The organism is Photorhabdus hindustanensis (assembly GCF_002968995.1).
Classification (GTDB): Bacteria; Pseudomonadota; Gammaproteobacteria; order Enterobacterales; family Enterobacteriaceae; genus Photorhabdus; species Photorhabdus akhurstii.
The window spans coordinates 16,216-39,847 of record NZ_PUWT01000079.1; the positions used below are offsets into that span (position 1 = coordinate 16,216).

The window sequence follows — 23,632 nt, forward strand, 5'->3', positions numbered from 1 at the left end:
ATCCCTTTCAATCATACAGAAATTAAACAAAAAACCACTGCACCTGACGAATACAACGGTTGTTTTGGGCATCAAGTTTCCCGCGGACAGTACACGCTTTTTGACCTTTCCACGGCAAAAAGACACGGCGGCGCAAATCCCTGGCAACTTCACGCCCATGACCAAAAGGCGCAATCATTTCGGGAAAAAAGATATGTGGACCTGAACGCCAGTCTGTGTGGGTAAGCTCTCTTTCTCCTGAAAGGAGCTCATCTCGATTCTGCTCAGATAAAAAAGCCCAATTACAAAAGGCAATTGGGCGCCCATGTTCATCTTCGTAATAGCAAAACTGATTCAGCTCAAATGCAGGTAAGATACGCTGTTGCCACTCGGACACCAGGTATCTCCGATGCAGAGGAGAATGCTGACTCAGCAACATGACTCCTCCAATCATCGCTTGAATTTCTGCGTTATTCAATTTCACTGGTTGATGTATAATCGCCATGCGCTAATCAACCATGAAATCTTATTTTGTATTTTTAGATGGGCGTTTTTTAGCATTATCAGACTCTCCCACTATGGATTCTGATGCCATTTGTTCTTCGGCTACTTGTGGAGCCGGTAAAAATCCTGCTGCAATCAACTTGTCAAATTCAGCCGCCATCCGTGGATCTTCCAACATATTTTTAACCATCGAAACCATATACATAAATCCCGATGCTGGCATATGGATAACTTGCTTTAATTCAAGTTCATTATCATTTTCCGCCATTATCCCATTCGCCATACGATTTGGCTCTTGACCAACGAAATAAAGAGAAAAAACACCTTTGTTATAATTAACACTAGAGATAGTTTGTACGAATTTTTCAGACATATTTTTATTTACCAAAAATAAACAATTTTTTAATGAGACTATGCAATGTTTACAACAAGAAAAGCATTCAATTCAGGGATATCCTGAGTTTGTATATCTATAAATACATTAAAGCGTAAATGAATCAATAAATAATATAGAGACAAAACTCAAAATCAATATTTATATACAAAAAGTCCTTTTACCCCCCATATATAGTCCCATTTACCTACACTGGTACTGGCAATAAATATAAGATAATAATGCAATACTTAAATACCACACAAATCAACATAATATTTTGTTTTAATTAATATTTTTTGTGAATTTTAAAGATGTTTTTTCATGAATGAAATTGAGAAATTGACCATAGCATCATTAAGATTAATATTGATGATATGTAATGGAAAAGAAAATATTACTGATATTGATAACTTAAAAAGCTCTGGTTGTTACCATTCCTATATAAAGGATATAGAGAAAAAATTTAACTTATCTCTTTCAAATAAAAATTCCGTAAGCAAAAAGCATCATAACATACTTTTACCCGCAATCTTGTTTGATAATAATGGGCTACCTTTTGTTTTAGCCAAATCGAATAAAGAAAATTCATTAATACAGAGGGTTGATAAAGAAAATCCCGAAATATGGTCCGAAGAAAGGCTAATAAAAGAGTGGAATGGAAAATGGATTAAAATCAAACAGAAACAAGCGCAATTTAACATCAGTTGGTTTATTCCAGAATTCCTGGCACAAAAGAAAAATTTGGGTGAAATACTGCTATTTTCCTTTGTGTTACAGATTCTTGCGTTAATTTCACCTTTAGTTATTCAGGTAGTTATGGATAAGGTCTTAATCCATCAAGCGTTATCGACACTTGATGTATTAGTCTTTGGCTTAATTATTGCCGGCATCATTGAGGTGATGTTACGTGGATTGCGCGAATACCAATACGCACACACTGCCAACCGTATTGATATCAAATTGGGATTAAAATTGGTCCAGCATCTGTTCGGGCTGCCTTTACTCTTTTTTAAATCCCGTCAGGTAGGAGCAATTGTCACACGGGTGCGTGAACTGAATACCGTCAGAGAATTTCTGACCGGTTCAATGTTCACCTTATCTGTCGATCTGCTGTTTATGTTTATTTTTATCTATGTGATGACGCTGTTATCCAGCACACTGACCTGGGTTTTTCTCGCTACCTTCCCTTTTTATGCCATTTTGGCATGGTGGCTGACTCCGCGCATGGAAAAAGCGGTTGAACAACAGTTCACCCATGCAGCAATAAATACCTCTTTTCTGACTGAAACGGTTTCCGGTTCTGAAACCCTAAAAAGTCTGGCGGTAGAGCCAAGATTCGTTCGTCGTTGGGATCGCCAGACTGAGAAGATGGTGGATACCAGTTATGCGGTACAGCAACTGAGTAACCGTTCAAACCATATTGTGATGCTACTACAAAAAGTCACCAATGCAGCGATTCTCTGGTTAGGCGCGTCAGAGGTTTTATCACTGCAAATGACCATTGGTCAGTTGATCGCCTTCAACATGATGGTAAATCACACTTCCCAACCATTAGCCAGATTGGTGGAACTATGGGGACAATTTATCAGAACGCGAGTAGCCGTCGATAAATTAGGAGATATGTTAAACCTGCCAACTGAACAGCAATCCGGTCAACAACAAATCACACTGCAAGGGGCGATCTCGTTTAACCATGTTGTCTTTCGCTATCAGCCTGATATTCCACCGACGATTAAGGGATTGACTCTCCATATCAGAGCCGGAGAAACCATCGGTATTGTGGGTGCTTCTGGTTGCGGGAAAAGTACGTTGGCTCGTTTATTACTCCGCCTTTATACCCCAGAAACAGGCGCAATCACCTTAGATGGGATTCCATTGCAAAATATAAATATTGCAACACTCAGGCAGCAAGTCGGCGTGGTTCTGCAAGAAAATTTCTTATTTAACAAAACAGTATATGAGAATATTGCCCAATCAAAACCCGATGCCAATCTGGAAGCCGTCATTAAAGCGGCCAAACTAGCGGGCGCTCATGAATTTATTCTCAAGCTCCCAATGGGATATGACACAACTATCGCAGAAGGCGGGCAATCTTTATCCGGCGGTCAGCGTCAGCGGCTTGCCATTGCCCGGACTATCCTGGCTAACCCCAAAATTCTCATTCTTGATGAAGCCACCAGCGCCCTTGACGATGAATCACAATCACTCATTCAATCCAATATGGCGGAAATTGCCCAAGGCAGAACGGTTATTACCATCGCCCACCGCCTTTCAACTGTACGTCATTGTGATCGCATTATTGTTCTTAAGCAGGGAGAAATTATCGAACAAGGCTCTCACGCTCAATTGCTTAGCCTCGGCAAGCAATATCGAAAGCTCTGGCAATTACAACAGGAATTGAAGCAGGAGGTGCCTCACCATGATTAAGGTTATTCAGAACAAAATTAAAACACGGTGGCGCTCTTGCCCGCGACACTATGAATTTTTACCGACACACCTGGCGTTATCACAGCGTCCGCCTTCACCGTTCGCTCGCTATACCGCAATCACACTCAGCATCGGTGTCATCATAGCCTTGCTCTGGGCCTATCTGGGCAAGTTGGATGTTCAGGCTACGGCAACCGGCCGTCTGATCGTCTCAGGTCGCTCTCAGATAATTCAAGCTTATGAACAGAGTCGGGTGACAGCTATCCATGTTCAGAATGGACAGCAAGTAACAAAAGACGCCCCACTGCTGACATTGGACACACTCGGTGTTAATCAAGATATCGCTCGGTTACTCAAGCAGATCGAATATCAAGTCCATGAAAAAATTCGTTATCAGGCTTTAACTGAGGAACAGGCGCCAGAAGAACAAGCACTATTTCAAACATTGCCGGTATCTCAACAAGCACAAGTTGTTGAAAATTACTCCCGTGAGAAAAGAGAGTATGAAGCGAACGTAACAAATCTGAAAGCAGAGATGAACGTCAATCTCTCTTCTCAACAATCACGGAAAAGCGATATCAACGCGCTCACTAAACTCCGGCAAAATATTAGCCAGCGTTTAAAAGCGCGCCAGACTTTAAGTCAAAAACAGGTGATCAGCAAAGTTGAATACCTTGAACAGGAAAAAGAGTTTCTGGAAACAGAACGTCTGATTACTCAACAAAATGCAGAACTTAATGTGCTGCAATCGCAATATATCGGCCTGGAAGAGCGCTTAAATAGCCTGAAAACTCAAAAAGAGCGTGAATGGTTTGATAAAAGAAAACAGGCCGAAGTTCAATTGGTTGTTTTAGAGCAAGAGCTGGCAAAAGCTCAAGTGCGAGAACAACTTGAAGTTATTCGCTCTCCCGTAACAGGAACCGTTCAACAACTCAGTGTGCATACATTAGGCGCAGTTTTGCAACCAGCGCAAAACTTAATGGTGATCGTCCCTGACGACAATGTGCAACTGGCAGAGGTGCAAATTCTCAATAAAGACGCCGGATTTGTGCATCCGGGGCAACAAGTCACCGTTAAGGTAGATGCTTTCCCCTATACGCGTTATGGCACTATCGATGGTGAACTGCTGAGTATATCCAGAGACTCAACCACCGATGAACAGTTGGGATTAGTCTTCCCGGCTCAAGTAAGCCTCAAAAGCAATAATATCGTCATAGACAATACGCATGTTGACATTACCCCCGGTATGTCAATCGTCGCTGAAATCAAAACTGATCAGCGTCGCGTTATCGATTATCTCCTGAGTCCGATCAGAGAGTATCAATCTGAAGCCTTGAGGGAGAAATAATCGTGAACATATTACCCTCTTCTGCTACCGATTCCGGTAACAACACCCATAATCAGGCACTGGACTGCATTGTCTATGTGGGAAAACAATTTCATAAGTCAGCCACTATCGATCAACTCCAACACAGCCTAGGTTTTGATTCTTTACATTTTAATGAGTTACAACTACGCGAAGCCGCCGACGCTATTGGGCTACACAGTAAAATTGAGCAATTAACTGCCAATACAGGGCCAACGTTACCCTTACCGGCACTGATTGAATTGGAACAGCAATGGTGGGTACTGATTGAAGTCAGCCACACTCATGTTACTGTTCTCGATCCTGCGACTGAACAAACGCAGTCACTCTCTTTATTTACTGATAATAAAGAACACGCCTATAAGATTCTGTTGATCGCCGATCAGGAATTAACTAAAAAACATGTCAAATTCGGCCTGGGCTGGTTTTACCCCTCTATTTTTCGCCAGAAAAGTCAGATAAGAGATCTCTTTTTATATGCCATTGTTCTGCAATTATTTGCGCTGGTCAGCCCGATCCTGTTTGAAAACATCATCGATAAAGTATTGGTAGGACGAAGTTTATCCAGCCTGCATGTATTAGGTATGGCTATGCTCGCTATCGCCCTTGCCGAACCCTTGTATAGCTTTATGCGCAACACCGTGTTTGGGCATATGGCAAGCCAGATAAACTCTGAACTCTCCGGGCGACTATATCGCCATCTGACAAGCTTGCCACTGCAATATTTTAAGCAACGGCAAACCGGGCAGATTATTGCCAGAGTCAGAGAAATGTCTCAAATCCGCCAGTTTTTGACGGGTTCTACCCTGATGCTGCTGTTAGATCTGATTTTCGTTATCATGTTCATTGGCGTCATGTTTTACTATGCCAAGATATTGACCTGGATCGTTATTGGCTCACTCTTTGTTTATTTCGTATTCTGGCTTATTGCCGGGCCAATTATTCGCCGCAAAGTGGAGGCAGAATATGAAACCGATGCGAATGCAACGAGCTTTCTGACCGAAGCTGTAACAGGCATTGAAACCATCAAAACCACCGCGACTGAAAATCGTTTTTTACATCAGTGGCAACGCATTCTCAGCCAACAATTAACTAAAAGCTTTGCGGCACAGAAAAGCGGTTTAATTGCCGGGCAAGGCATCGATTTTGTCCAAAAATTTACCGCCTCAATCCTCTTATGGTGGGGAGTGACAGAAGTTTTACGTGGTGAACTGACGCCGGGACAACTTATCGCTTTTAATATGCTGGCCGGACATGTCACCCAACCTATCCTCCGGCTGGCACAGGTTTGGCAAGATTTTCAGCATACGTTAATCGCTCTGAAACGTGTGGGGGATATTCTTGATGAACCAATGGAGAACAGTAAACAAGGATTAGCTTCTGTACCTGAGCTGGAAGGTCAGATTGACTTCAGAAACATTCGTTTCCGCTATCATGACGACACACCGGAGGTTCTGGCAAATTTATCGTTGTCAATAAAATCGGGTCAATTTATTGGTATAACCGGACCATCGGGTTCAGGTAAAAGTACGCTCGCCCGTTTACTACAAAGGCTATATGTACCTCAACATGGACAAGTGCTAATTGATGGGATGGATCTGGCTATTGCCGATCCTGTCTCTTTACGCCGCAATATGAGTGTTGTACTCCAGGAAAGTATCCTCTTTTCCGGCAGCATCATCGATAACATCCGACTATGTAAACCCAACGCCACTGATGCAGAAGTCTATCGCGCCGCTGAGTTATCTGGCGCCATTGAATTTATCCAATCGCTTCCTCACGGTTTTGCTCATCCGGTCGGGGAGAAAGGAGCAAATCTCTCTGGCGGTCAAAGACAACGCATCGCATTAGCAAGAGCACTCTTGGTCAACCCGACTATTCTTATCCTCGATGAAGCCACCTCAGCATTAGATTATGAGTCTGAAGCCGCAATCATGGCGAATATGGATGAAATATGCCGTAACAGAACCGTCATTAGCATTGCTCACCGGCTCAACACGATTCGTCATGCCGACAAAATTTGCGTGTTAGATCAAGGGCAAATTGTCGAATTTGACTCACATGATCAACTACTTCAACAAGACGGCCTATACGCCCATTTATGGCATCAACAAATTGGTGAAAGCTGAATTGACATTCAGCTTAATTTCTTAAGAAGAGGAAAGCATAAATTTTGACTCAAAATGAGTCTATTTTTATTTATTTGTTCAATAAATTAACAAAATGTAAATAAATTATTTAAACTGTAACTCTCAGTTATTAATATGTTAGATAAATCAAACATCTTTTTACATCTTAACTTTTAAGTTGGAGAACTCTTATGGATAGGAATCCAGTTTCGTTAAGCGCTTTGGCATTTTCAGGAGGATCTCTAACTTCGATTACCGGCCCGATAGAAATTTTAACCACCGCCGCTCACTTAGCCGGAGCGCCGGAACCAGAAATCAATATCATTACCCAAGATAATCAAGATGTTATCGGGCTAGGCGGTGTTCGGCTAAAGCCCAATAAACTCATAGGAGAAATTAAACAAACAGATATTGTCTTGGTGGGGGCAATCGGACTCCCCTACAACGATCTCGATTCTTGCACGCAAGAAACCTTAGATTGGTTGCAAATGATGGAACAAAAAAATATCCCTATCGTCTCTATTTGCTCTGGTTCATTTATCCTGGCTAAAGCTAATTTACTCAATAACCGTAAAGCCACCACCCACTGGCTGTTTACCAACTTATTTAAGGATATGTTTCCACAAGTACAGTTACACTCGGAAATAAAAGTCACCAGAGATAACAATATCTTTTGTACTTCTGGCACCTATGAATACAACGATGTCATGATGCACATTGTTGAGCAGATATATGGTCAAAATACCCGGGAAACCTGTAGTCAGCTTATATTTGGCGATATGGAAGGTCTCCCTTCGCACACTCTCGCAAGTTTTGTCCCCTATCGCCAACATTCAGATACATTAATCCACAAACTACAAGACTGGATGCATTCTGCCCCATCGGACCGATTATCAGTTGGTAATTTGGCCGATAAAATTCATCTGTGTGAAAGACAGATGAAGCGGCGTTTTAAGACTGCAACCGGCCAGACGCCTATTCAATATATCCAACAGATTCGATTATCTCTGGCGAAATGCCGGTTAGAAAAATCGAATAAAACCATAGAAGAGATCAGCCATGAAGTTGGCTATGAAGATACTCGTTATTTCAGAGAGTTATTCAAGAAACTTAATGGGTTAACACCAGTAGAGTACCGTAGAAAATACCAGCACCGCTAAAACGGAAACTCAATCACAATCCTTTACGGATAAGCAATGACGCCGCTTTTATCTTTGTCAGGCAGTAGCGATACACTAGAAGCTGGGGTATCATGGCGTGCTATATTTTATGGTATACGCCCTTTATTAATTGAATTTATGGCAAAAGAACAAATGGATCGCACCACTCTGGATTTGTTCGCAAATGAACGCAGACCGGGGCGCCCAAAAACCAACCCACTTTCCAGGGATGAACAACTCAGAGTCAACAAACGTAACCAACTTCGCCGTGATAAGGTGCGCGGTCTGCGTCGTGTGGAACTGAAAATAAATGCTGATGCAGTAGATGCGCTTAACTTTCTTGCACAGCAACGCAACATCAGCCGCAGTGAACTCATTGAGCAAATTTTGCTGGCCCAGTTAGCAGAAAGCAACATCGCGACTTGATAGCATTGAAAGCACGAAATCACACAAACTTGACAGAATTGTCCTGACCGTTTAGTCAAAATAGGATTTTGTTTTTTTATTAATACAATCAGTACCTTTTTCACTGATTTTTAACATTTTATACGTATATCTCATACAGAAATACACAAATAAAACAAGAGGTTATATTATCCTATGGCAATTATAGGTATATTTTTCGGCAGCGATACCGGCAACACAGAAAATATTGCCAAAAAGATCCAAAAAATTCTGAGTTCCGACATTGCAGAAGTCCATGATATTGCCAAAAGCAGCAAAGAAGATATCGAACAGTTCGATATTCTGCTACTCGGCATCCCTACCTGGTACTACGGCGAAGCGCAGTGCGACTGGGATGATTTCTTCCCTACTCTGGAAGAGATCGATTTTGAAGGGAAGTTGGTCGCTCTTTTCGGTTGTGGCGATCAGGAAGATTACGCGGAATATTTCTGTGATGCTATGGGAACTATCCGTGACATCATTGAACCCCGCGGCGCCATTATTGTTGGTCATTGGCCAACTGAGGGCTATCACTTCGAAGAATCAAAAGGTCTGGCTGATGATAACCATTTTATCGGGCTTGCTATTGATGAAGACCGCCAACCAGAATTAACAGAAGAGCGTGTTAATGCCTGGACCAAGCAGATCTACGAAGAGCTGAGTTTGTCAGAAATTCTTGCAGGATAGCGGCCTATCCCATTAAGCGCAATTGGTGCAGGCTATTTCTTATCAATAGTGAACCCACGGTAGGTGAGAAGTGACTCGCTTCATTCGCCCTGTGGGATCGCGTTCAAAGGCTGTTGTTTTTATCAAAACACTGCTTAAATCCGCTTTTTATTACGAAGAATGGCAAAAAATATCCTAAACATGATAAATAGTAAGGTTATTCCTGCCTTTTATAAATGATTATTCTGGCAAAATGTGTAATGAAAGTTCAGGTTAACGTGGTTTTCATTTTCACTAGCCATGCCTATAATCATAATCTGATAACTAACTGGTACTTTTTGAAGTATCGCTAAGTTCACTTTACTGAGTAACAGGACTGAATCCGCATGACCGACAACAACAAAGCATTAAAAGATGCTGGACTTAAAGTTACACTTCCTCGATTGAAAATACTGGAAGTGTTACAGGAGCCTGAATACCACCATGTCAGTGCGGAAGATCTCTACAAAAAACTGATTGATAACGGTGAAGAGATTGGACTTGCTACTGTCTACCGCGTGTTGAATCAGTTTGATGATGCCGGAATTGTCACCCGTCACAACTTTGAGGGCGGCAAATCGGTTTTTGAACTCACTCAACAACACCACCACGACCATTTAATCTGCCTGGACTGTGGTAAAGTCATTGAATTCAGTGACAAATATATCGAAAGACGCCAGAAGAACATTGCTGAGCGTTATGGGATTAAACTTTCAAACCACAGCCTTTATTTATATGGTCACTGCTCCGCCGGTAATTGCCGCGAAGATAGTAGCGCACATGACGAGAAGTGATTCACGCCTGAACCGCTAATTTTTTATCTACCTAGAGGGGAACCCGCCAGGGTTCCCCAAAAGGCTTAATATGACAATCTCGAAAATCCTTCCAATCACCAGAAAGAGCATGATCGCAATATTTCGGCTCTAGCAAACTATCAGAAGCCAATAATTCAATCACCAGCATCAGTACGTCATCAAGAACTTCACGATGCCGACCTTTCTTTTCTCCCTTGTAATCTCGCTTGAATTGGCTTGCGTAGTCAATCGTCCGCATTAAGATCGGCCATTAAATCTTTTACAGTGGAAAATGATTTACCGCAACCTTTGCGAGCTTCTTTCATTGCAGCTATTGTTGTCTCATTTGGTACTAACGGTTCAAAAGGTAACACTTTTTCTCTTGCTACCCGCATTAACATCATACGAACGGCATCTGATACAGTCAAACCCATAGCAGCCAGAACGGCAGCCGCCTCTGTCTTAATCTCTCCATCTATACGGGTTTGTACTAATTGGTTTGTAGCCATATAAGATCTCTCATTGAATTACATTGTAATGCAACCGTAATTCAATGAGTGTCTATAATCAACTTTCGCTCAATACATGAAGAGGTAATTGAGTTTCATCTATTGAAAAATTTTTACATAACTAACGTCATAGATATAACTGTAGTTTATCCAATTTACCCATTTTCCTCTGAATCTGTAGATTGAGGAACCCATCAGGGTTCCCCTCTTGCTACAACATTATCATGCCTTTACGTTATCAATTCGGCTGTAACGTTTACCATCCGGGCTGACAGAACGGATTAACACATCACCTCTCACTCTTGGGCGTTTATGGTTGTTATAAACTTCCCAGTTACGACCGCCATCAGTCGAATACTGAATGACCAATCCAGGCAGAGCAACATTAGCCCGCAAAATGCCACGTTTTACCTTAGCCCCCGGAACCGGTAAACGGTAAGCAATGCCTGCTTTATCCAGTTTACTCAGTTCACGTTGCCCTATCAGGTTAGCGAATCGAGTCCAGTCACGATTAAGCGCATCTATATCGACTTTATACGTTTCTCCCCGCTTATATGTCTGACCCGGAACATAATCCAGCTCCCAACCGGCCCTGTGCCATGCTCGTTCTGCTAGCGGCAATAAGCGCGGATAAATCATATATTCCATCTGCTCATCAGTACGAACCGTTTCACTCCATCCTTGACCTGAAAGCCCATAAGCGCCCGGCCACGGTTTATCACTTTTCGCACGGAATGCATTACCATCACGATCAACGGAAGTTTCAGCATTTTGTGGCATGTTATTAGGCGCAAAACTAAAGATCTTAGCTTCATCGTTAAAACGGGCCGCCCAATAATAGCCACGTTCTTGTGGATGAACTTCATATGGCATATCCAGATAAATATAATCTGGGTTAGATATCACCACTTCATAGCCCTTATTTGCCCAATCATTGACTGAATCAAAACCGCCATCGTAGAGAGTGTCCCAGAAATTCACCCCAACGCGTTTAGTGGCAAACTCTTTAGCGCTGCCGGCATGTTTTAAACCATCCTGCCACGCCTGCATCTTCTCGATACCATTAGCGTTCACAATTTTGCTTACTTCAATTGCGAAGTCGCTGGCAAGATGCTCAATATCTTTCACAACACCCTGTTCTATCAACTTCTGACAAACCTGGGATTTAGCCCACGGTTTATCTTCCGCACTTTTATCAATGATGCCCTTACCTGGTACGATAGGACCATTTTTATCCTGGAATCCATCTCCTAAACGGATATTCTTCGCTTCATCTCCGCCGAAATGCCAGGTCTCCAATGGTGAGCCAGCAGCTTTATGCATAGCGGCAATTTCACCTATGACTTTCTCAACAAACCGTTTTGAAGAATCCATACACGGATTTAAATAACTGCGACGATCATAGAGCTGAACAGAGGTTGCTCTGGTGGTATCCGTTGGGTCCAGCAAACGATACTCATTCGCTCCTTTCACATTCCCCTGAGCGATCAATTTCTTATAGCGAGCTTCCATAGAAACAACGGCGGCACGAGCATGGGCTGGCATATCAATTTCAGGAATAACGTCGATATAACGCGCTTTGGCATATTTCAGAATATCAATATAGTCTTGACGGCTGAAATAGCCGCTACCCATATTGTTGTTATCAGGACCTGAACCCAGTTGTGGCAACAAACATTTAGTTTCGCTTAAATCATGACACCGCTGGCTGCCGACTTCCGTCAACTCAGGTAATCCAGGAATTTCCAAACGCCAACCTTCATCATCGGATAGATGAATATGGAATTTATTCAGCTTATAACTTGCCATTTGGTCAAGCAAACGCAGAACAGCCTGTTTACTGTGGAAATTACGCCCCACATCAAGGAGAACTCCACGATATTCAAAGCGGGGCGCATCTTTTGCCGCCAAAGTAGCAATCTTCCTATCGCCATCAACAGGAATTAATGACAACAGAGATTGAAGACCGTAAAACACCCCTGATTGGTCAAAAGCAACAATTTGCGCCCCATTCTGGGTAACATTCAGACGGTAAGCCCCTTTAACCTGCCAATCTCCGGTAAAATCGGAAGAGACAATCTGGGTCGCAACGGGATAGCCACTATTCTCTAATTTAATTCCTTGATCAGTAAAACGCTTTCTGACAAGAATAACTGCCTCGTCATTTAAACCACCTAATTCCAATCTTACCCCGCCAGATAAATCAACATCCTCGGCAAAAATTTGAACCTCTTTGGGTGTCGGGATAATTTGCCCACGCAATTTTTCTGATCCAACCTTTTTGACCTGCAAGTTTTTCATATAACGATTTTCAGGCGTCATCAGAATATTGTTATCTGTTTGCGTACGTTTCCACTGATCGCCGGTAAAAGCAGATAAAAATTGGCTCAGATCTTCTGTATCCGTATTAACAAGTACTTTAGGTTTCGCATCACCCGACGTTGCATACCAGCGGGGCAGAAAATCAGTACTGTAAATCTGCCAATATTCTCCAATAAACGGCAGTTTTACCTGCTCATTAGCTTTAATACCGATGAATTTTTCGGTTGGCTCCAGCCTATGTAAATCGCCCGTGATACGTGTGATTTTGAACTGTTCATTATCCACACTCAGAACCTGACGGATACTGTGGAAATAAATCGCCCAGTCAGAAGAGTCAATCGCCTGATTACCATTGGTTAAAGTAATATCCACTCGATTACATTTAGCCCAATCCGCCCCCAGTACCGCACAGTTAACACCGTGATCTCCCGCCTGATTATCAACAACCTTATAATTAACTTTTAATTGACTCAGTGCATCAACCACTTGTTGAGCTGTTTGGGAAGCATATACAGAGCCTATAAGTCCAACTGTTGCAGTCAGTGCTGCTAATGTATGCAATTTAAATTTCTTCATTATTACCTCTTTCAAACACAAAAGTTATGTAAGGTAAGCCGCTGCTCAGAAACACTAAGAGCAACAACAACGAGCCATGAGAAGACAATAAATGACTTGATGACGTTGAATTTAATCTCTTTCTCACTTTAGAAAAATAAATGCCAATCTTGCGCATATGTAACCATAAAATTACTGCTAAAAATGTAAATCGATTTATAAAATAAAAAACCTTACATTAAGAAAGAAAATTAAAATCACTTAATCAACATCTATAAAGACTATTTTTCACATCATGAATTATCAATGAAAAAAAAAGAAATTTTTTGTAAAACATGACAGAGAACACATTACAAAGAAACACGAGGTAAGTTATATACATCATTGATATAAAAATAAAAAATAATACAAAACCGAAAGATTAACAATATGAAAAACGTACTAAAAAATAGATTGATTAATACATCTATTTTCCAACTAAAATAGATGTAAAATTATTTATCAATGATAATATTTAAAAAAATAAACTATCAGTTGTGATTTTTTATATTATAGACAATAGTTAAACAATCCGGATTAAATTTAATAAAAACTCAGTAATTGAGGTGAAATCCCTATTTTTCTCAGAATTAAATTAGAGAAAATTAATACATATAAAATACCGGGATATTGCTAATAAGCTTTTATCCCGGTTAAATCATTATCTGTTTTTAAGTACAATCTATACAACCTATATTTACTTGAATTTAAAGCTCTTCACGAACAGCAAGACCTAAGTTTTGCAACATTGGCGCATTTTCACATGCAATATAGAATACTTCATCAATAGCACTACTGTTAACATGTTGATGCCATGCCCACACAGGCACATATATCGCATCACCGGCTTTCCATGAAACATGTTGTTCACCAATGAGTGAATACCCTTCACCATCAACAATATATATTATGGTTTCATAACTGTGTCTATGTTTACGGGTTGATTGTCCAGGTTGTAATCCTCCCAAAGTCATACTAAGAACTTTACTGGGTAAATTAACCATAGCCACTTTATGGCGCCTTTCATTTGAGAAATTCAAATCTTGACTCAATTCAGAATTCAATACATCTTCATGAATCAATTTAGCAGGCTTATCTTCAATTAATTCTCCGGGAACTTTGCCAAAGTCTCCAGATGAGAAAAACGTTTCTTTCACTATAATTACCTCCAATATTGTAGTTTATTGTAAAATTTGCATTCTGAAATAACACCCAAAATATTTCATCTTACAAATATCTTAGGCACCATTTCTGCCTATGATCCATAATTATCCTGGTAATACCATGTTATATATCTATTAGTTATGACAAAAGTGCAAGAGATTCCATCAAAATTACTGATAAATTTTTTTAATAACATTAATTATATCATTCTGCGTAATAACAGTGGTGGTTGAACTATATTATCGTTCTATACACCCAACCACCCTTTCCACAGGCGCACCTCTCTTAATACGCTAACACCAAACCCCAATGATATTTCGATTGTTCGCTAATTTTTTATATGCACACTAAATAACCATCAATGCTTTGCTATGACAATTATATTAGTCCTATCGACATTACCAGAAGGGCCGTTACCTGCCGACAATTTTATCCAATATTGAACCTATATTGTCAGGAACCTTATCACCTCTCCAAGCAATATATTGGTCAGGGCGCACTAATAGGAGCCTGGTTTGATATAATTGCCAAGCATCATGACCGGGAAGATCAACAATCTTGACCGGAATTTTACGTTGATATGCTTGAGCTAATAATTCAGATATATCTGGAAAATGAGATCCTACCCGCAGCAAACTAAATCCGGTACCTAAAATATCGAACAGAGATACCCTGGCGCCAGGAATAGGTGTAAGCCATAAGTGCGGCAATCTCCCTCCGGGTACACTACTTGGTTTATAATTAAGCCAATCATCATCCGGTACTGGATCGCTATTAATAATATGAGGAGAACTATCATATCGGGCACCAAGTTCAACACCGATAGAAGTAAATTGACAGCGAAAATTACTCAGCTCAATACCAATCTTTTCACGCGCCAAATCACCCGCAGAATCTGCATCTTCCAGATTTTCAGGCACATATAGTGATGCTGTCTGCCGGGTATAAGAGCGTGCAGCGGCAGTATTTCTCAATGCAATTGGGCGACGCTCGCTTTCATAAGAATCCATTAGCTCATTACCCGCCCAACCATTTATAGACGCAACAATTTTCCAGGCTAAATTGCTAGCATCGTCGATCCCCGTATGCATGCCAAAACCACCAGTAGGCGAAAATAAGTGAATAGAATCGCCTGCTAAATATACCCTACCCTCAGAATATTTATTAGCAACGAGAGCAACACCACCTTTCCATATCGTATTGCCAAGGACTAATATCTCAACATCTGAACCGATTCCTGCCTGCGCTATGCGAATGACTTCCGAATCATCGATAACTTTCCCATCTTTACTTTGGGTCACAAATAAAAAATCATCTTCACCGTCTAAGCAGATAAATAACATATGCTTCCCAGGTGAGATAATATGGTACATCAAGGATTTTTTGTCTCGTAATAATCCTTGATGAATTCCAGGAACACGGATATAGCTGGAAACCATTCCACCTGTTAGAAAACCTGCCTTAGCTTCAACTGTTCCTTCGTATGCGATACCAAGCTTAGATCGAACAAAGCTCTGCCCGCCATCGCACCCAACCATATATGCCGCCTGCCAGACTTCATTAGCATATTTTCCATCAACATGCTCCGCATAAAGTTTTACTTTGTCTTGATACTGGATAAAATCTTTAACACGCCAACCATATCTTATTGTAATATTCGGACGACTCCTTGCATGTTGTAACAAAAACCGTTCAGCATACATTTGATTTACACGTAATATGGGCTCTGGTACCTGATCTGTCGAAGCCGCATTGTCGCGCATAGCCATTTTCTGCATTTCCGACGGTAAGGAGATCCGTGCAAGTTCCCACCCATTAAACTTGGTAAAATATGACGCATCCAAAGGGAACTCTTTTGGCAATCCTAATGACCGAATAGGCTGAGATATACCTACACGACGATAATGCTCCATAATACGGGCACTATGGGTAGTGCCTTTAGGTTGCCATCGAGTTTCTTCCTCCAAATTAAAGATAACGGAACGAACACCATATAAATCCAAGAATAAAGCTAACATTAGGCCAACGGGTCCACCACCAACAATGGCAACAGGTGATACAGAAATATTTTCCGAAGTCAAAATATATTCTCCTTAATAATGATTTATAGCAATAAACACTTCAGTCCCAAAGATATCAGTTAAAAATTTTTGTATGTTTGTGAATTATCGTCTTTTCTTCTCTCTTCATATAAAAAATAGTTATAATCATGCCTTATGAATTATTCATTAAACATTATTTTATTTCCCTAACAGCTAACCCCCACAAGCCTCTTTCCCTATCAATTGAGATACTTACTTTCTTAAGAAAACATTTATATGTTATATCTTCTGGATTGTTAAACGTATAATCAGTTTCCTCTCGAAAAAAGTCACTTTCAAGAATAAACGGAAGATTATAATTCAAAAAAATAGCATCAAAGTTTTCACTATTTTCTAATATTTCATATATATTGCCATTTCCCACAGAAACGAATTATGTCGCATTATACTAAACAAGGTATAGTTCATCGTTTCTTCAATATCAGAAACAACAAATGGACAATATTCCTCTAATGTTATTATGGAAACAATAACTCTTACTCTGTAGCCTAATTCTCAAAAAGAGGTATCTCAAATTCTTAGTAAGAATACCGGTGGACTGAAAATGAGTTGGTGGGAACACATCTTTGTGAATGTTAAAGAACCGCTCCATACGTTCAAACTCAGAGACATCGGGAGATTCAACAAGAATCAACTTTTTTACAACTTTGACAACAGCATTTTCATGAAAAACTCAATTCACAATATGTTATTTTATTTATAATCAATTCTAATTACTTGATATGTAATTAGCGGTTTTTAGAATCCTATATGAAACTTTTTTATTTCTTTAATATTTATCAAGAATTTTAGCAGAAATACTCCTTAACTTATGTTTCAGAACTTTACTTATCGTCCTCGTAGGAATTTTGATCAAAGCTATTCACAACAACCACACATTCTCTAATATAGTATTTCTTCTCAGACTTTTCCAATATTAGTTACATAATTTGTCGCCAAACAATATTTACATTTAAAGTTAATTTTCATTCAATAAAATCGATAATGACTAATTTCGATTTTTATTTTTGACATCATATGAATTCAACCCAATAATTATTACATTATATATGATTACAAATGTTTTTATTGTTTCTTTCGCCAGAAATATAGCTATCAACACTTTATGCTGATATTTCACCACTAGAAACCATATCAAGTACTTTTGCTACACATGTCATTATGACGCAAAGTATCTCAATCACATTCGGATAAAAGCGTTACATCTGTATTTACCCCAATATTGCTTTGATATAGTTCATTAAGCATCGCAATGCGAAAACGCACCATTTCTTCACCCACGGCAATAACATCCACCCTCCGGTAAGGTTTCTCTTCAACCATCCGATCAATAATTTTCCTCATCGCAATGGCATGATCTTCATCTTCTTCAACATGAATTCTAAAGAAATGCAATGCATCATCAGGTGCCTTTATGAATTGCAAGGCATCCAAAATTGGGCCATAAACCAAAGGCACGATCGCCTCAGCTCCTAAACACAGTGCCGCAAGCCCTCTTAGAGAATCATCACTGCGGCAATGGCGAAACATAGCATCAATCAGTTGCTGAGTGCTGTTAAGAATCGGATCACTTTTAGGAACCGCGTTAATAGCAGCCATCGCCTTTTTATATAACTCTGCGTGAGATATCTTTGCAGCATCGGTTCCTGTTAGCTCTTCCAACAAATTGTGAGAAAGCAACACAAAATCTTTTTGGTCTGCTAAACCTCCCATCAATGAACAGAGATAGCGGGTGAAATATTGTGAATAATGATGGTGCTGGATCATAAACTTTCTTAATAAACTCTGGTCCACCTGTCCAGAGCGGCAAGCGACCAGAAATATATTTGAATTAAGCTCCTCCAATAACTCTTTAGAGAAAACGTCTTCCCATAGTGGAGATAAAAAATAACCGGTTTCTTTTCTAAGTTTGTTTTGAGTGTTGATAGCGAGTTCCATAATAAACCCTTTTAGTAACATTCAACCGATGAAATAGATGATATATAGGCTCTTCTCAAGCCAAAAATAGTCGTTCTATGTTTATGCAATCCTATCAGTCTGTTAGCACAGATTGTCGCAATACCGTAGGTAAGAATATAGATGTTAATGGCCAAACTCAGCTCTACTGTGCTCCCATTACGCACGGTATTCAAAGGAATGACCACGGTCATAAGACAAGACGAGTGAAATTTTATTTACACTCGATCCCGTATCTATTTTAGTTTTCACGACCATTTCGATTTTCGCCCTTAAATATGTACTGTGCATCGCTATATGGCAGCGAGAGCAAAATGAATTTTATTTCATACTACAGATTCGCTAATAGTGGATAAATAGACCTAAAATCACTTCTGAAGTGACTTTCTTGTCACCAATAGTGACCTAAAAAAATCCCAGGAGGCCAAATGAATAATTTGAGTGGATTTATAATCTTCATCCATGTAGCCGAAGCTCGTAGCTTCGCGACAGCAGCCCGGCAACTCGGACTCTCTCCTTCGTCCGTTAGCAAAAGCATATCCCGCTTAGAAGAGAAATTAGGTGTCCGCCTGCTCCAACGTAGCACACGTAGTGTCAGTTTGACGGCTGAAGGCACACTGTTCCTTGAGCGCTGCAAACGTATCCTGGACGAGATTTCCACTGCGGAACATGAACTATTAAGCTCTATCTCTGCCCCTCAAGGCCGCCTGCGAGTGAGTTTGCCATCGCTCAGTAACCTGATGTTGCCCGTATTATCCGCTTTTGCCACTTGTTACCCACAGATAGAACTAGAACTGGATTTTAGTGATCGATTAGTTGATGTTATCGATGAAGGGTTCGATGCTGTGGTTCGCACTGGAGAACTCAACGATTCACGACTAATGAATAAACGTATAGGGTCTAGCCGTCTTGTCTATGTTGGCGCTCCAAGCTATTTTGCACAACACGGTAAACCATCACATCCCGGAGAGTTATTACACCACGCCTGTTTGATGCACCGTTTTCCCACTACCGGCCTGTTGGAGAAATGGCCTTTGCGCTCAGGAACATCCGAAGTAGACATTCATCTCCAAGCAAAGATCACCAGCAATCATGTCGAAACATTGCTGCACATGGCGATCCAAGGTCACGGCATCGCCTGTTTGCCTGATTTTACCGTTAAACAAGCCTTGGTTAGCGGTGAATTGTTAACCATCCTGGATAAGTGGGCGGGTACTTCAAGCACCTTCCGTGTTCTCTGGCCATCTAACCGTTGGGTATTACCTAAAGTCAGAGCTTTTGTCGATTTCATGGCAGATAATTTATTCCCAAAAGAGAAATAAAATAGTTACCAACAACTTATAGAGGTATTGACGTATGAATTGATACTTTTGATTTTATCCTGCAATCCTGATAACTCATTTACCTAACTTAGCTTTTTCTAGTAATGACAAATTTAGCCACCAAAAAACTGCACCTCATGCTGGATTAAGTGTCCAACTTGTGAGGTACAGTTCATTGTCTTAATTAATCCTGAGAAATTTTTGCCCAGGTATCACGCAGACCAACGGTACGGTTAAATACCAAATTTTCGGCGCTGGAATGACAACTATCAGCACAGAAATAACCTTCACGCTCAAACTGATAAGTTTGTTCTGGTTTAGCATCAGCTAAACTTGGCTCCACAAAGCCCTGACGGATCACTAGCGACTCCGGGTTAATTGTCGCCAGAAAATCATCTTCTGCCCCTGGGTTTGGTACGCTGAACAGACGATCATACAGACGGAATTCCGCAGGAACTGTATGAGCCGCGCTAACCCAATGAATAACACCTTTCACTTTCCGACCATCCGCTGGATCTTTATTCAACGTTTGATCATCGTAGCTGCAATAGATCGTCGTGATATTATCGTCAGCATCTTTCTCAACACGCTCCGCTTTGATGATATAAGCGTTACGCAGACGGACTTCTTTACCCAATACCAGACGCTTATATTGACGGTTCGCTTCTTCACGGAAATCTGCCCGGTCAATGTAGATCTCACGGCTAAATGGCACTTCACGGCTGCCCATCTCCGGTTTGTTCGGATGATTAGGCATACTCAAAATCTGCTCCCCTTCCGGCATGTTTTCGATCACTAATCTGACCGGATCGAGAACAGCCATTGCGCGGGGGGCATTTTCGTTCAAATCATCACGGATGCAAGATTCCAATGCTGCCATTTCCACATTGTTGTCCTGCTTGGTGACACCAATACGACGACAGAATTCACGAATAGACGCGGCAGTATAACCACGACGACGCAAGCCCGAGATCGTTGGCATACGGGGATCATCCCAACCTTCAACAATCTTATCTGTTACCAACAGATTCAGCTTACGCTTAGACATAACCGTGTATTCAAGATTCAAGCGCGAGAATTCATATTGACGCGGGTGACAATCAATAGTGATGTTTTCCAGCACCCAGTCGTACAGGCGGCGGTTATCCTGGAACTCCAGCGTACACAGCGAATGTGTAATGCCTTCAAGGGCATCAGAAATACAGTGAGTAAAATCGTACATTGGGTAGATGCACCACTTGTCACCGCACTGATGATGTTCTGCAAATTTAATACGGTACAAAACTGGATCACGCATCACAATGAAAGGTGATGCCATATCAATTTTGGCGCGCAGACAAGCTTTACCTTCGTCAAATTCACCGGCACGCATTTTTTCAAACAACACCAAATTTTCTTCAACAGTGCGGTCACGATATGGGCTGTTCTTACCCGGCTCTTTCAACGTGCCACGATATTCACGTATCTCTTCTGGACTCAATTGATCAACGTAAGCCAGACCTTTGTCGATCAATTCAATAGCATATTGATACAGCGTATCGAAATAATTAGAAGAGTAGCGAATATCGCCGCTCCACTCAAAACCTAACCACTGAACGTCATTTTTAATAGAATCGACGTATTCAACATCTTCCTTTACTGGGTTGGTATCATCAAAACGCAGGTTACACTGGCCCTGATAATCTTTTGCAACACCAAAGTTCAGGCAGATAGATTTCGCATGACCAATATGCAGATAGCCATTGGGTTCAGGCGGAAAGCGAGTATGTACCGATGTATGTTTACCAGTTGCCAAATCTTCGTCAATTATCTGACGAATAAAGTTTGTCGGGCGGGCGTCTGCCTCACTCATTTCTTATACCTCAATAATGCAAAAACGCGTCACATAACCGCCTATAATCCAACAAGCAGTGCTGAGAAACAACCGTTTGTTCATGTAAAATGGCGATTCAGTACAAAGTTGGAGCGAAAAAACAACTTTCTGCCGAAAAAGGAACTGCTTTTATAATTTTTTACTGAAAAATAAGCATGATACTTAGCAATCCAAACCCATTTATCCATGCTTCCACAATCTCATATATAACAAATAGTTACGAACAAACCTTTATTAAGATCGAAAAAGCACTCAACAGTGGCATAGTCAACAATACAGCGTGCGTTATTTATAATTATCCGTAAAAATGAAGGAGCATTGAGTAATTTGCAATATGAAATAACTCATGAAACTATTTTCAATCAATATTTCATTCAACCATAAAAAACATTATCGAATAATAACCATCCAATTTTAAGGAATAAATAATTGACACTATGTTTGTCATAAATAACTACTTGATAAGATGAACATAAAGCTATAATTTAAATTTCTAAATTACCTATTAATAGATGCTTTCACTCTGTAAATATAAAAAATAATTATACATATCAAATTTATGATTGAAACACCATTAATGATATTCTAAATTAAATTTTTATATACAAAAAACCCAAAATAACAATAAATTAATCTCATAATAAATTCTGATAATTCAGGTATTTCACCATCATGATTTTATCTCAATTACATCACTATTCTCTAACAGGTATTTGTTTGAAAATAAATTTATAATCAGGTCAATAAAATAAACTAAAGAATAATAAAGGGTTACGTTACATACACGCATTTTAATGTTTAAACCATCGTAAATAAACAATAAAATACTTTGCAATTTATTATTAAGGTAATAATATTATCAGGTATCTTATGTGTAATAAAACTATCCAAGTATAGTATGATACACTTAATCAATCCTAATCATTCTGAATATTAAACTAAAAAATTAACACATGAAAACAATGCTCAATAATTTCATTTATTTAATAAAACACCCTAAGGGAAATAAGAATGCCAAATATAATATCAAGCAAGAAAGTAGCAGCAGCTCCAGCAGTAATAGTCATTAATGGCAACTACATATCAAATGATTATCATTCTGGTTTTAAAGTTGGAGCGACATCCTTCGCACTAAAAGTTGCTGATTATTTTACAAAAAGAAACTTACTTTCTGGTTTTATACTCTACAAAAGAGATGAATCATTAATTTCACCTAAAATAACCGAGGGTATAATTAAAGATATAAAATGTATAAATATCTTTTTTAATTTCTCTATGAAAATTTCAGACATAAGAAATATGCTGGAAAAATGTATCTCAATATTATCAATAGAAAATGATCAGACAGTTCCTGCAATAGTTTATTATCAAACAGATACATTATTATCCTATCACCCTCCCCATATACCTTGTTGTATAACGCATCATGGCCCTTTCGTAGAAGACTTTCATCAACACTATTCTCTTGAAAAGACATATGATGCTTTTGAAAATAAAAATAAGGCTCAACATCTTAATATTCAACAAATGAAAGGGATTGAGACATTAATTGATAAAAAATATTTTGTTTTCCAACATTCAAAATTACAAGGTAATTTTTTACTCAAAAAAGGAATAAAACCAGACAATATAAAAAACATTAGCCCACCCAGGGCAACCGCATGAATGCTTAAATATTATTCAGATTAGAAAATCCTGCTTGTACGACTTGTTCCAGAAATTGCGTTTTCATCCAGGCTCGCATTCGTTTCTTTCTTATACTTAATTTGCTGCCTTCTGTTTTCAGCATATTCAAGGCAATTCGCCTCAATATCGCGATATTTTCCGCCGCATTTTCTCGATAAATCTGACAATCATCCTCATGAAACGTCGCATCCAATACCCAATGGAGATTGTTCTCAATACG

19 protein-coding genes are annotated in these 23,632 nt (G+C 39.9%); 9 read left to right on the forward strand and 10 right to left on the reverse strand.

Features of this window, described 5'->3' with window-relative positions; all coding sequences use genetic code 11:
• Positions 1 to 22 precede the first annotated feature (22 nt).
• Positions 23 to 484: an RTX toxin-activating lysine-acyltransferase RtxC gene (gene rtxC / locus C6H66_RS22335; RefSeq protein WP_105396771.1), complete on the reverse strand. Its 462-nt coding sequence runs from the start codon at positions 482 to 484 to the stop codon at positions 23 to 25.
• A 21-nt stretch (positions 485 to 505) separates the two neighbouring features.
• Complete coding sequence (rtxH, locus tag C6H66_RS22340) at positions 506 to 856, reverse strand: protein RtxH (RefSeq protein WP_046395516.1); 351 nt, start codon at positions 854 to 856, stop codon at positions 506 to 508.
• Positions 857 to 1,180: 324 nt separating this feature from the next.
• Here rtxH and C6H66_RS22345 point away from each other — a divergent pair, with 324 nt between their 5' ends.
• From C6H66_RS22345 to fur, 7 genes are all read left to right on the forward strand, one after another.
• Entirely contained in the window at positions 1,181 to 3,286 is a 2,106-nt protein-coding gene (locus C6H66_RS22345; RefSeq protein WP_105396772.1) for a peptidase domain-containing ABC transporter, read from the forward strand.
• A complete protein-coding gene (locus tag C6H66_RS22350) occupies positions 3,279 to 4,634 on the forward strand; it encodes an HlyD family type I secretion periplasmic adaptor subunit (RefSeq protein WP_105396773.1) in 1,356 nt (451 codons plus the stop codon). Before C6H66_RS22345 ends, C6H66_RS22350 begins: the two co-directional genes overlap by 8 nt.
• Before the next feature lie 2 nt (positions 4,635 to 4,636).
• Complete coding sequence (locus C6H66_RS22355; RefSeq protein ID WP_105396774.1) at positions 4,637 to 6,781, forward strand: type I secretion system permease/ATPase; 2,145 nt, start codon at positions 4,637 to 4,639, stop codon at positions 6,779 to 6,781.
• 191 nt (positions 6,782 to 6,972) lie between these two features.
• A complete protein-coding gene (locus C6H66_RS22360) occupies positions 6,973 to 7,941 on the forward strand; it encodes a GlxA family transcriptional regulator (RefSeq protein ID WP_036813364.1) in 969 nt (322 codons plus the stop codon).
• A gap of 138 nt (positions 7,942 to 8,079) precedes the next feature.
• Positions 8,080 to 8,367 carry a LexA regulated protein gene (gene ybfE, locus C6H66_RS22365; protein WP_036776802.1) on the forward strand — a complete coding sequence of 96 codons (288 nt, stop codon included), beginning with the start codon at positions 8,080 to 8,082 and terminating at the stop codon, positions 8,365 to 8,367.
• 174 nt (positions 8,368 to 8,541) lie between these two features.
• Positions 8,542 to 9,072 (forward strand): flavodoxin FldA, encoded by a 531-nt coding sequence (gene fldA / locus C6H66_RS22370; RefSeq protein ID WP_046395520.1) that lies wholly within the window; start codon positions 8,542 to 8,544, stop codon positions 9,070 to 9,072.
• Positions 9,073 to 9,437: 365 nt separating this feature from the next.
• Positions 9,438 to 9,884, forward strand: a complete 447-nt coding sequence (gene fur, locus C6H66_RS22375; RefSeq protein WP_036776678.1) for a ferric iron uptake transcriptional regulator — start codon at positions 9,438 to 9,440, stop codon at positions 9,882 to 9,884.
• A gap of 31 nt (positions 9,885 to 9,915) precedes the next feature.
• Here fur and C6H66_RS22380 read toward each other — a convergent pair whose 3' ends face one another.
• The 6 genes from C6H66_RS22380 to C6H66_RS22410 all read right to left on the reverse strand — a co-directional run bounded on the left by C6H66_RS22380 (position 9,916) and on the right by C6H66_RS22410 (position 18,513).
• Complete coding sequence (locus C6H66_RS22380) at positions 9,916 to 10,143, reverse strand: type II toxin-antitoxin system YafQ family toxin (RefSeq protein WP_105396775.1); 228 nt, start codon at positions 10,141 to 10,143, stop codon at positions 9,916 to 9,918.
• A complete protein-coding gene (locus C6H66_RS22385) occupies positions 10,130 to 10,393 on the reverse strand; it encodes a type II toxin-antitoxin system RelB/DinJ family antitoxin (RefSeq protein WP_046395522.1) in 264 nt (87 codons plus the stop codon). The genes C6H66_RS22380 and C6H66_RS22385 overlap by 14 nt, the downstream gene beginning before the upstream one ends.
• A 222-nt stretch (positions 10,394 to 10,615) precedes the next feature.
• The gene (locus C6H66_RS22390; RefSeq protein WP_105396776.1) at positions 10,616 to 13,291 is read right to left on the reverse strand and encodes a beta-N-acetylhexosaminidase; all 2,676 of its coding nucleotides are present in this window, start codon (positions 13,289 to 13,291) and stop codon (positions 10,616 to 10,618) included.
• A 725-nt stretch (positions 13,292 to 14,016) separates the two neighbouring features.
• The gene (locus tag C6H66_RS22395) at positions 14,017 to 14,466 is read right to left on the reverse strand and encodes a cupin domain-containing protein (RefSeq protein ID WP_082300967.1); all 450 of its coding nucleotides are present in this window, start codon (positions 14,464 to 14,466) and stop codon (positions 14,017 to 14,019) included.
• Between the two features lie 420 nt (positions 14,467 to 14,886).
• Entirely contained in the window at positions 14,887 to 16,554 is a 1,668-nt protein-coding gene (locus tag C6H66_RS22400) for an FAD-dependent oxidoreductase (protein ID WP_181150272.1), read from the reverse strand.
• A gap of 1,197 nt (positions 16,555 to 17,751) precedes the next feature.
• On the reverse strand, positions 17,752 to 18,513 hold the full coding sequence (locus C6H66_RS22410) for an iron-containing redox enzyme family protein (protein WP_052739423.1): 762 nt from the start codon (positions 18,511 to 18,513) through the stop codon (positions 17,752 to 17,754).
• A 446-nt stretch (positions 18,514 to 18,959) separates the two neighbouring features.
• Here C6H66_RS22410 and C6H66_RS22415 point away from each other — a divergent pair, with 446 nt between their 5' ends.
• Positions 18,960 to 19,853, forward strand: coding sequence for a LysR family transcriptional regulator (locus C6H66_RS22415; RefSeq protein ID WP_046395526.1), 894 nt, complete (start codon positions 18,960 to 18,962; stop codon positions 19,851 to 19,853).
• A gap of 184 nt (positions 19,854 to 20,037) precedes the next feature.
• On the opposite strand, the gene glnS is transcribed toward C6H66_RS22415, so the two are convergent.
• Positions 20,038 to 21,705: a glutamine--tRNA ligase gene (glnS, locus tag C6H66_RS22420; RefSeq protein WP_046395527.1), complete on the reverse strand. Its 1,668-nt coding sequence runs from the start codon at positions 21,703 to 21,705 to the stop codon at positions 20,038 to 20,040.
• 1,032 nt (positions 21,706 to 22,737) lie between these two features.
• Between glnS and C6H66_RS22425 the strand changes: the two genes are divergently transcribed.
• On the forward strand, positions 22,738 to 23,391 hold the full coding sequence (locus C6H66_RS22425) for a hypothetical protein (RefSeq protein ID WP_105396779.1): 654 nt from the start codon (positions 22,738 to 22,740) through the stop codon (positions 23,389 to 23,391).
• 4 nt (positions 23,392 to 23,395) lie between these two features.
• Here C6H66_RS22425 and C6H66_RS22430 read toward each other — a convergent pair.
• On the reverse strand, positions 23,396 to 23,632 hold a 237-nt coding region (locus tag C6H66_RS22430; RefSeq protein WP_146111101.1), incomplete at its 5' end, for a transposase.